This window comes from Candidatus Zixiibacteriota bacterium (assembly GCA_021159005.1).
In the GTDB taxonomy this organism is placed as follows: Bacteria; Zixibacteria; MSB-5A5; order UBA10806; family 4484-95; genus JAGGSN01.
Genome location: JAGGSN010000095.1, coordinates 1 through 11,195, shown reverse-complemented (window position 1 = coordinate 11,195; position 11,195 = coordinate 1). Strand labels below are relative to the sequence as shown.

At 39.7% G+C, this 11,195-nt stretch carries 8 protein-coding genes; 4 read left to right on the top strand and 4 right to left on the bottom strand.

The features are described from left to right. Positions 1-374: 374 nt before the first annotated feature. Positions 375-2,135, bottom strand: coding sequence for a chloride channel protein (locus tag J7K40_06215; GenBank protein MCD6161989.1), 1,761 nt, complete (start codon positions 2,133-2,135; stop codon positions 375-377). A 281-nt stretch (positions 2,136-2,416) separates the two neighbouring features. Beyond that, positions 2,417-3,472, bottom strand: coding sequence for a recombinase RecA (gene recA / locus J7K40_06210; GenBank protein MCD6161988.1), 1,056 nt, complete (start codon positions 3,470-3,472; stop codon positions 2,417-2,419). Positions 3,473-3,930: 458 nt separating this feature from the next. On the opposite strand from recA, the gene J7K40_06205 reads away from it, so the two are divergent. The 4 genes from J7K40_06205 (at position 3,931) to J7K40_06190 (ending at position 8,554) form a co-directional block, all read left to right on the top strand. Then, positions 3,931-6,207: a CHASE2 domain-containing protein gene (locus J7K40_06205; protein MCD6161987.1), complete on the top strand. Its 2,277-nt coding sequence runs from the start codon at positions 3,931-3,933 to the stop codon at positions 6,205-6,207. Between the two features lie 126 nt (positions 6,208-6,333). After that, a complete protein-coding gene (locus tag J7K40_06200; GenBank protein ID MCD6161986.1) occupies positions 6,334-6,867 on the top strand; it encodes a right-handed parallel beta-helix repeat-containing protein in 534 nt (177 codons plus the stop codon). Positions 6,868-6,915: 48 nt separating this feature from the next. Beyond that, positions 6,916-7,329 (top strand): T9SS type A sorting domain-containing protein, encoded by a 414-nt coding sequence (locus J7K40_06195; protein MCD6161985.1) that lies wholly within the window; start codon positions 6,916-6,918, stop codon positions 7,327-7,329. A 265-nt stretch (positions 7,330-7,594) separates the two neighbouring features. Next, positions 7,595-8,554 (top strand): hypothetical protein, encoded by a 960-nt coding sequence (locus tag J7K40_06190; protein ID MCD6161984.1) that lies wholly within the window; start codon positions 7,595-7,597, stop codon positions 8,552-8,554. A gap of 124 nt (positions 8,555-8,678) precedes the next feature. Here J7K40_06190 and J7K40_06185 read toward each other — a convergent pair whose 3' ends face one another. Both J7K40_06185 and J7K40_06180 read right to left on the bottom strand, forming a co-directional pair. Further along, complete coding sequence (locus tag J7K40_06185) at positions 8,679-8,795, bottom strand: MetS family NSS transporter small subunit (protein MCD6161983.1); 117 nt, start codon at positions 8,793-8,795, stop codon at positions 8,679-8,681. A 4-nt stretch (positions 8,796-8,799) separates the two neighbouring features. Then, positions 8,800-10,275 carry a sodium-dependent transporter gene (locus J7K40_06180; GenBank protein ID MCD6161982.1) on the bottom strand — a complete coding sequence of 492 codons (1,476 nt, stop codon included), beginning with the start codon at positions 10,273-10,275 and terminating at the stop codon, positions 8,800-8,802. Between the last annotated feature and the right edge of the window lie 920 nt (positions 10,276-11,195).

Below are 11,195 nucleotides of genomic sequence, written 5' to 3'. Positions count from 1 at the left end.
CTTCAGCGTCAGGATGTCGTCCGCAGTAACGGACTTCCATCCTGACGCATAGAAAAATTGGCGAGGAATATATTATATCTGCGTTGACGCATTATATGATTATGATTATGCAATTTAAAAGTCCCCTGCCAGTGGCGGAGATTTAGGTGCCAAACATCGGCTAATACTTCACTTTTCTATGAGGTTATTTCCCTTGATTACCAAACGGTGCTTGGCAAACAGAGCTAATATCTGCCCTACTGATTACTTATAGATGATGAGAATTATTAAGTCTTTCCTTTTTATTGGTTATATATCAATATAACCCTTTGTCAATAGTCTGGCTGTCGGAAGCAACTTTCGATAATACAAAAATTATCGACGGAAATTTTGTATTATTGTGCCATTTTCTCTACTAAGCGCTTGTTGTAATGAACCATCAAATCGCCGCGCCTTAGGATGCCGATGATTTTTGTGGGATTATTGTTATCAATAACCGGCATCATATCGAGGTCTTTGAAACCGAATTTTTGCAAAGCCTCATTGAGGTTCTCATCAGCTGTAATCGTTAATATATCTCTGGTGGCAATATCAGAGGCGATAATCAATTCCGGTACCACTTGCTGGGTAAGAATTGACCGCAAATCCTGGAATGACAGCATACCATAAAATTTGCCATTGTCGATAACCGGGTAAGTGTTCTCCTTGGATTCTTCCATTAATCGCATTATACCTCTAAATGACAGGTGAATCGGTATAGATTTATAATGAGTTTCCATAACATCAGACACTTTTATTTCATTTAATATGCTGATATCTTTACCAGCGCTTAAATTTATACCCTGGCGAACTAATTTTAGCGTATATATCGATTCATTGTTAAGCCATCGAGCCACAAGAGTTGCGAAAACTGTCGCCACCATCATTGGCAGCATGATTCGATAATCGCCGGTCATCTCGAAAACTATTAGAATCGAGGTAATAGTGGCATGAGTTGCGCCAGCCACAACTGCGCCCATGCCAACTAAGGCATAAGCTGCAGGCGGAGCGGTTATCCCGGGGAAAAGGTTGTTCATAATAGTGCCGAAAAAACCGCCGACCATGGCTCCTAAAAACAAAGAGGGGGCAAATATTCCGCCGGAATTGCCGGAGCCAAGAGTCAGGGAAGTAGCAATAATTTTTGTAAATATTAAAACTAACATTAGCCCCCAGAACATCTCGCCATAAAGAGCCGATGATATAGCCTCGTATCCATCCGAAAATATTTGCGGTGTTATTAAGCCGGTAACCCCCAGGAACAAACCGCCAATTGCCGGTTTGAGCACGTTGGGGATTTTATTTAAATTGTCAAATAAATCTTCAGTCCAGTAGAGAACCTTTATAAAAATAAACGAAATAACTCCGGCAAATGCGCCTAACATCATATACAGCGGAATTTCCCAAGCCGAGACAAGCGAATATTCGGGGATATCGAAGGCAGGGTAATCTCCTAAAAAATAGCGCGACACTACCGAGGCTAACACCGAGGAAATAATCACCGGCGAGAAGGTCTTGATTGTAAAATCACCCAGAATAATTTCTAAAGAAAATAAAACGCCAGCTATTGGCGCATTAAATACTGCCGAGATACCGGCAGCAGCGCCGCAGCCAACAAGCACTTTGATGCGATTGCCGGAGAGACGAAAAAGCTGACCGATTGATGAACCGATAGCCGAACCGATTTGCACAATTGGCCCTTCTCGTCCGGCAGAACCGCCCGAACCGATGCAAATTGCGCTGGCTACTGATTTAGCGATAGATACTCTCGGCCTGATTGTGCCTCCATGCAGAGCTACCGCCGACATTACCTCCGGCACACCATGCCCCCTTGCCTCCTTGGCAAATTTATAGACAATAGGACCAACTAAAATACCGCCAACCATCGGGACGATTGGGATAAACCAGTCTCTGTGAAAACCTGTTAGCGAGGTGGCTAAAGGGATTGAGCCAAAAAAGAAATCACGGCAGGTTAGTATCAGCCAGCGAAACATCACCGAACCGAAACCGGTTAATACTCCAACCAAAATCGAGAGGGCAATGATAAACATATTTTCCGAGTAGCGCGTTCTCTCGAAAATTCTTGATAATGTTGCGTTTATTTTCTGACCGGTTTTCATAATAATTCAATGCAGATTTATATAATTTGAATATAAAAGTCAATATATCTTCTGATAATATCGGTTATATTGTAATAATTAAGAGTTATTCGGGTTGTTGATAAAAGGTAATACTGGTGTTTATTTCAACGCCATGGAAATGGCAGGGGCCGGAACACCCTGACTATTAAGCGGTTATATTGATAATTAAAACTTAATAGCCCCGACTTTCCAGTCGGAGTGGGCTTTGTCAACAGTCTGGGTAGATATCCTATATTTACTATTTCACTATAAATCAGATTCTATTTCTTAACCTTACTCTTGTTCTCCTCAGGTTGTTTAGCTTTTTCCTCCTCGCCATTCAAACCTAATTTAGCCCGGATATTTTTTTCAATAGTTTTCATCAGTTCGGGGTTTTCCCTAAGGTAATTTTTGGAGTTTTCACGGCCCTGGCCAAGCCTGTCATCTTTGTAGGAGAACCAGGTGCCGGCTTTTTCAACAACATCAGTTTTAACACCAATATCGATTAATTCGCCCAGACGAGATATGCCTCTGCCATAAATAATGTCGAACTCAGCTTCCTTGAAAGGCGGAGATACTTTGTTTTTAACCACTCTCACTCTTGTTCGCGAGCCGATTATATCCTGGCCATCTTTGATGGTGGCGATTTTCCTGATATCGAGCCTTACCGATGAGTAAAATTTAAGGGCATTGCCGCCGGTTGTCGTTTCGGGATTGCCAAACATCACCCCGATTTTCATCCTTATCTGGTTGATAAATATCACGCATGTTTTAGATTTTGATATAGTGCCTGTCAATTTTCTCATAGCCTGCGACATCAGCCGCGCCTGCAAACCCATCTGGGCATCCCCCATATCGCCCTCAATCTCGGCTCTGGGCACCAGTGCCGCCACCGAGTCAATTACTATCATATCTATGGCGCTGGAACGAACAAGAGTCTCGGTAATCTCTAAGGCTTGCTCGCCTGTATCCGGTTGAGATATAAGCAAGTTGTCGATATCCACTCCGAGAGCCTTGGCATAAACGGCATCTAAAGCATGCTCGGCATCAATAAAAGCGACAACTCCGCCTTTTTTCTGCGCTTCAGCTATTGCATGAAGAGCTAAGGTTGTTTTACCGGATGATTCCGGACCAAATATCTCAATGACTCTACCTCGCGGCAGACCTCCAACACCCAGCGCAATGTCAAGACCTATTGAGCCGGTGGAGATGGCTGGGATTTTCGAGAAGGCTGAGCTATCCCCAAGACGCATAATTGATCCTTTGCCAAACTGTCTTATTATTTGTGTCAGCGCGCTTTCAATCGATTTCTGTTTTTGCGAGTCGTTTTCCACCATATTTATCTCCTTTTATAAAATAATATTATTCAAATCTTGTAAGAATATAAAACATTTGTTCAGTAAAATCAAACACTTTTTAATTCTATTTTTATAAATAAAGATAGTAAATTATTCGAGAATGTAAAACTAATTATTTGCAGGAGTTTTTTCGAATAATAAGGCAGAATATGATATTTTTCAGCTCCAGCGCAGGCTTGGAAAGTTTTGTCTATTAATTATAGGGATGCTTTTTAACTTTTTAAGTGGAAGCCGAATAAATCATCAATTGATTTTGAAAATCAATTAAATTAATAATGTATCCATCAAAACAAGGTAATATCGTCTGTTCCATAAAGTATCATCAATATTGTAAAAGGTTGTAAGCATTGTATAAAGATTGACCAAACTATGCCGATTTATCAATTAAAAAGGAATAATTAATTTAGAATTCAATCGGCATTCTAACAGGTAATTTTATGTTAAGAAAATTCTCCGGTTTTATTTTATATCTTCTTATCACTGTTTTTGTAGTTACTATTTATCTTGATCAACCAGATATCCTTAGCAAATGGGAGATGGTTGTTTATGATGAATTCTTTCGACTAAAAGGGAAAAGTGATATTCCGGATGATGTTCAGATTGTCGCCATTGATGATGTATCGCTTCGCTTTATTGGTAAATGGCCATGGGATCGCAATCAGATAGCTAAACTAGTTGAAAAAATCTCTCTTCAGAAACCCCGGGTTGTATACTTAGATCTTCCTTTTCCCGATAATCCATATGAAGATTCTCTGGGATATACGGATAGTTTAGCAAAACAGATTAAACTGGCAGGCAATGTCATTTTGCCATTTAGATATTCAGCGGGAAATTATTCCGCCGAGGGTTTTACTCTTCCCGAATATATTAGAAGCAATGCTTTTGTTAACTTTGACAATGTTTCAAAATTCGAGGAGTTCCCATCGCCAAAAGCCAATAATATATATCTTCCCACCAGTTCTCTGGCGAAGGCAGCCTCATATCTTGGTTTTGCCGGAGTAAGCTTCGACCCGGATCGACATGTTAGATCAAGCCCGATGATAATTACCTATGCCGGTGAATATCTGCCCTCTGCCTCGTTTGTTATTGCTCAGGAGTATTTCGGAGTTTATCGCGATAAAATAAAAGTTGATGTTGGCAAAACGATTACTTTGGGACCGCGAATTATACCAATTGATAATGAAAGCAGAATGAATATTAATTTTAACGGCAAAACCGGTGTTTTCAAAACAGTATCAGCGCAGGATATTTATACTGATACTATCGGCAAACGGGAATTCTCCGGCAAAATCGTAATAGTTGCCTATACTGCTGCCGGTTCCGTTGATATTTACTCAACGCCGGTTTATCAGGCGATGCATGTTGTTGAAATAACCGCTAACACAGTCGAAAATATTATCCATAATCACTTCCTTCAAGATTTTCATGATTCACATCTTATTAATCTAATAATTATTTTTGCCGTAGGTATTCTTTCGGCAATAATCCTCCCTCGGATTTCTTTGTTATACAGAATCATAACATTGGTTATTTTTATATTTGTTATTGCTAATGTAAGTTTTGTTTTATTTACTAATTTTGACATAGTTACACAGATGTTTTATCCTATCATAATGATTCTATTTTTCATAATTGGCGCGCCAGCTATGAAAAGTCTTAGCGAGATGGAAGCGGCTAAATCAGAAAACGATGAGGTCGACTATGAAGCGCTTATAACCGGAACGCCTATTGCCGGTATTGCTGCCGGCGCTTTAAAAACTGCTTCAAACGCCGCACATCCAACAAATCAAAGACAGAGTACTCGGCAGCAGTCCGGATCGGTTCAAATGACACAGCCAGTGAACCAATCAGCTATACAGACCATGCCGATTGCTGCAAGTTCACCGGGTTTGCCGTCGGGAACTAATACTTTTGGCAGGTATGAGGTTATTGAGCCAATCGGACAGGGAGCTATGGGCACAGTTTACAAAGGGCTCGATCCCGCTATTGACCGACCGGTTGCTTTAAAAACAATCCGCCTGGATAATATCATCGATTCAAATGAAATGAACGAGCTAAAGGAGAGGCTTAGCCGCGAGGCTAAAGCTGCCGGCAGCCTATCTCATCCTAATATTGTTACAATTTATGATGTCGGCGAAGAACAATCGCTTCAGTATATCGCTATGGAATTTCTTGACGGCAAAACGCTTGAGGCTCTTCTGGCATCCGGGTACCAATGGGATTACAAAACTCTCTGTAAAATAATGATTCAAATTTCCGAGGCGCTAGATTTCGCTCACGAACGCGGCATAATTCATCGCGATATTAAACCTGCCAATATAATGCTTTTGAATGACGACCGTATCAAGGTGATGGATTTTGGCATTGCCCGGCTGGCTCAATCAAACATAACTCAATCAGGTGTTGCTCTTGGGACACCAAACTATATATCCCCGGAGCAGTTGAAAGGCCAATCAATCGATCGCCGCAGCGATATTTTCAGCCTTGGGGTCGTTTTATATGAAATGCTGACCAATCAAAAACCGTTTAAAGGGAATACAATCTCGGCGTTAATATATTCAATCCTTCACACAACGCCGCCGCCGCCATCAGAAATAAATATAGATGTGCCGAGGATATTCGATAAAATTACTGCCAAAGCCTTAGCCAAAGACCCGGATTTGCGCTTTCAGACCGCGCGTGAAATGGCAAATATTCTGCGGAAATTGATTTAATATTTGCAGCTTTCCTTAATAATAAAACCGGAACATTTATCATTTTAAATAGGTTTTAATTGTTAATTTATGACTTTCTTATTGTGTTTGTTAAAATTTTTAAATTAAGATACGGCAGGAGGATTCATGAAATCTGCGTTGACGTTCATAATAACTATCTTGTTAATCGCTAATGTTTATGCTTATAGAAGCTTACAAGAAATCTATGATGATGCTGTCGGCAATGGCGATTACGATAAGTATATAGAACTTGACCCAGCCGATGAATATAATGGCGATTTATCTGTTTTTGAGGGTATGAATGTTTACATAGATGGCAATGGCGCAATTATTCATGGCCAGGAATACTATGCCTCGATTAGTGTTTACTCTTCTAATCTCGATATTCAAAACTGCGTTCTCGTGGGAGGATTTGCCGGTATTTTTATAAGCAATTTATCTTCGGCAAATATTGTTTCTAATACTATTGATGGCTGCGAGAGCGCCGCGATAAAAACATATTATATTGACCATGAAACAGGGACTCGAATTTGGGATAATATTGTAGCTAATTGCGATTATGGCATTTTCATTATTGAAGATGAACATCCTGAATACATTGCTTTTAATAATTTTTACAATATTGAAGAGTTTCCTTATGCTGAATATTGCCCTGGCTGAGGCGGCGGCGAGGTCGCAGCTTTTGACCCTAACCCCGGTACGGGGAGTTTGGAATTAGATCCTTTATTTGTTGATCAACCAAATAAAAATTATCATCTTCGGGATGGTTCGCCATGCATAGGCACTGGCAGGTATGGCGATGATATGGGTGCTTTACCTTTCGAAAATACTGGAATTGATGATACCGAGAGCCTTCCGGAAACGGTGTTTTTATTGACAAATTATCCCAACCCGTTTAATGCAGCTACCAATATCGTTGTGGGAATAGGGGAACCGGCGAGTGTAAACATCTCAATAGTCAACATTCTGGGGCAGAGAATTGAGACGTTGTATGCGGGCAATCTTGAGGTTGGCAGGCATGTATATAATTGGGAAGCACATAGACAGACATCGGGCATTTATTTTGCGGTAGTCAGCTTTAATGGTTTTACCAAATCGTTGAAAGTCGCTTTATTAAAGTAAATTCAATTAATCAATTATTGTAAATGCAGCTAGCTGTTAGGCAGGGGTAAAAGCTGTCCAATTTATATCTAATAAAATATCTATATCAGCTTGTAAAATTATGTTGTTTTTAAAGTGGAATAGCCTTAAAATAAAAGTGTTGCAGTAATAATTGTGATTAGGTTATTGAGTGGTTTAGTTTGGAATATGATATATGAAATATCATTTTTACATCAGCATGATAAATGCAAGTTAAAGCAATTGGTATTATCATTGTATATTTAAGATGTTAAAGAAAATTTTATACTATAGCTATTTTAAAAATAAAATATATAATTTACTGGATTATGCTAATATAAATATAAAAAGGTATGATCATACGCCAGTAACTGTTGATTTTAAACCTGATAACCCATTGCCTTATTATCTTAATCAATCCCATAGAGTAAATTATAGTGGTCCTTTCGATTCAAAAGCGGTTCCTTTATATAATTATAAAGGTAAATTTATACATTTTCCTGTTTTCATCTGTATTTATGCTCTTGGGCATAGTGATTTATACTCAATGTCAAAACAAGAGAAAAATCTTGATGTGTTTAAAAATATGATAGATTGGCTAATAACCAATCAAAATGAAAATGGCGTATGGTTAACAAACTCCACAGTAAAAAAATTCGGTTTATTTAAGCCATGGCCTTCAGCAATGACACAGGGGATGGCTATTTCCTGTTTGACCAAAGCTTATCTTTATTTTAGGGATGAGAAATATATTGATACTGCAATGAAAGCGCTGCTGTCTTTTAGGTTAACCGCTGACAATGGAGGTGTAGCCAGTTATGAAGGAGATTGTGTATTTTATGATGAATATCCCTCTACTAAAACTAACCATGTTCTAAATGGTTTTATTTTTGCTTTATGGGGTTTGCGTGATTTAATTAATTTTGACAGCAGCGGCAAGGCAAAGTCATTATATGATGACGGCATGCAAACTCTTATTAAATGGCTTCCTAAATATGATATAAATTATTGGTCTTTATATCATATTTCAAATAAAGGATTTAAAAACCCGGCTTCATTGCCCTACCATCGACTGCATGTACAGCAATTGAAAGCAATGTATAAAATAACCGGTCACGAAACCTTTAATAACTATAGTATAATGTGGGATAATTACTTAAAAAGCTCATTCAATGCTATAAGAACATTGCCTAAAAAAGTTCTTTGGAATATAATATATGGTTTATAATAATTTCGTCTTGCTGAAATCCTTGCCCAGCATCATCGCAATCATTCTTGTTTAATCCTGATTTAGGATCAATAGCAAGAAAGGTTAAAAATCAAACAAAACAATTCCTAAAAGCAATTATTGCTTATATATCGTTGTTTTTATCTGAAGGGCCTTTCCCTGCTCTTAACGCGCAATATAATAACCCTCCGAAAAGTATGCCGCCATTTATAAGCAGCATTATCCAAGCGGATGCAGGCATAGAATTAAGCCTTTCTTTTTGATTTATATAGAAAATACCCGACAACAACTATCAATATAAGAATTAGCCAGCCAGCTAAAAATTCTGCAAGTCTGCCATAATTTTCATAAGATCCATTAAGCCGAGCCCATAGCTCATTTCCTAATAGCAATACCAATAAAATAGGCGTAAAGTATTTTATACTTATCTCCCACCATTTGCCAATACTAAATTCAGAAATTGAGTTGACATGATCGCGCATCTTCCCGGCGCCGTAAATCCAACCAACAAAAATGCAGGCAAAAAAGACAGAAAAACCCAAAGCAATATAGTTCATAAAATGGTCGAGTATGTCAAGCCAATATAAACCTGCGCCAGTGCAAAATACCAAACCAATCAGCAAAGCTATCGAGGAAACCGAGAGGTTTGCCTTAAGATGAGACATTTTCCATTTGTCTATCAGGCTGGCCGTTATACCCTCAACTATTGAAAATGCCGAATCGATAGCAAGCGTTAGAAGCATTATGAAAAACAGCACGCCGAAAATTGGCGCCCATGGCAGATTGGCAATGATAGCCGGATATGTAACAAAAGCAAGTCCCGGCCCGGCTATATCGCTTAAGTCGGCAACTGACTTTCCCAAAGTATGAGCATGATAACCCAAGGCGCCGAATACCGCCAAACCGCCCACAAAAGCCGTCAGAGCATCGGCAAAACCGATAATAAACGCATTATTGACAAGGTCTGTTTTACGAGGCAGGAAACTGGCATAGGCAATCATTACCGCAAAACCTACCGACAATGAGAAAAATATCTGGGTATAAGCCGCCAGCCAAACACTCAAATCAAGCAGCTTTGAAAAATCCGGAGTTAGATAAAAAGCCAAACCATCCATAGCCCCGGGAAGAGTCATCCCCCTGACCACAAATACAACAAGGAGAAACCAGGGAATAATTACGGTAAAATAGACGACTTTACTAACGGTTTTGGCGCCTTTCCAGACTGAAAAAACAATCCATATCCAGGAGACGACAAGACCTGCAAACAGCCAAAGAAACTGCTTTGTAAATCCGCCAAACTCAAACGGCCCCGATGTTCTCCCAAGCGTTTCTTTGAAAAAGTAGTCTGATGGATTCGCCGCATAAGCTTGCGTTATCGAGGCTATCCCATATTTGATGCAGTATGCCATAATAACTGAATAGTAAGTTATAATCATAAAGCCTATAAGAACCGGAATCCAACCAAACCATTCATACTTTTTGGAAATTTGGCTAAAAGATATGGGTGAAGATCCCTCCATCTTATGGCCTAAGCTGAATTCAAGGAGCAGTATGGGAATCCCGGTTGTTAATAGCGCTATGATATAAACAATCAAAAATGCGCCGCCGCCATTCTCATAACAGACAAACGGAAATCTCCATATATTTCCCAAACCTATAGCAGACCCAATTGCCGCTAATATGAATGCCGTACGACTATCCCAGCGATCTCTTGCCATCATCGTCCTCCTGAAATAATTACAATACTTAGCGCTAAAGAATGTTCTATTCTCATTTAATTAAGTTATGTTTTAAAGGCTTTCAATAAGATATTAATCGTTATCAGCTTACGTTTTTATTCAACAAATATTTCCATTGCAATTGATTAAACAATAATTGAATTCTGATGTCAAGCTTATTTGCGGCAGGAATTTCCCGGAACAGTTAAATAATTATCCCCAATTAATAGCCTGTACGTTCTGTCACATAGGCAGCATATTATTTGTAGGGCAGGAGTCGGTCGCCGCGGCGACCTGCCCTACTGCTAATATCCGCCTGCATAAATCAGCGCAACTATGAGTTTCATCATGTTTTCCTTAAGCATAACATAATCGAAATGCTTGAATTGGCAATAGGAATTTCCTTAATGTTCTAAAGCCGGCAGCTCACCTAACAGATGGGGATTTTTATTTGATATGCTATGTCAAACCTTTGCAGACAGGTTGGATTAATTAGTTGACCTAAATTAAAAAATAACCATATCAGGTTCAAATCTTAAACACACCTGTTAGGCGTGGTACAATGTAAAAAATTAGGTGCCTCATCCCCTGCCTCAAGCGGGGGCGGGATGCCTTTATAAAAGCGCCAATGAGGCAGCCCGCTCCCGCTTTGGCCGGGAGTGGGGCACCCGCTGATAATTTGGATGATGAACATCGAGAGTAATTTTGCAGATGAAGGCGCCGAAGAGGCAGGTCTCGGAAAGACCTGCCCTACAACTATATCTTCCCATAAGGATAAAACACAAAAAGCAAAGCCGCAATAAATGAGGCAGCCCACCCCGCAGTAGCGGGGATGGGGCACCCGGCACCCGGCGGAGTGGAGCACCCGGCCAATACAGCTTATATTCAATCTTATCAAGTTGGCCACTGCGACCATCCCGATT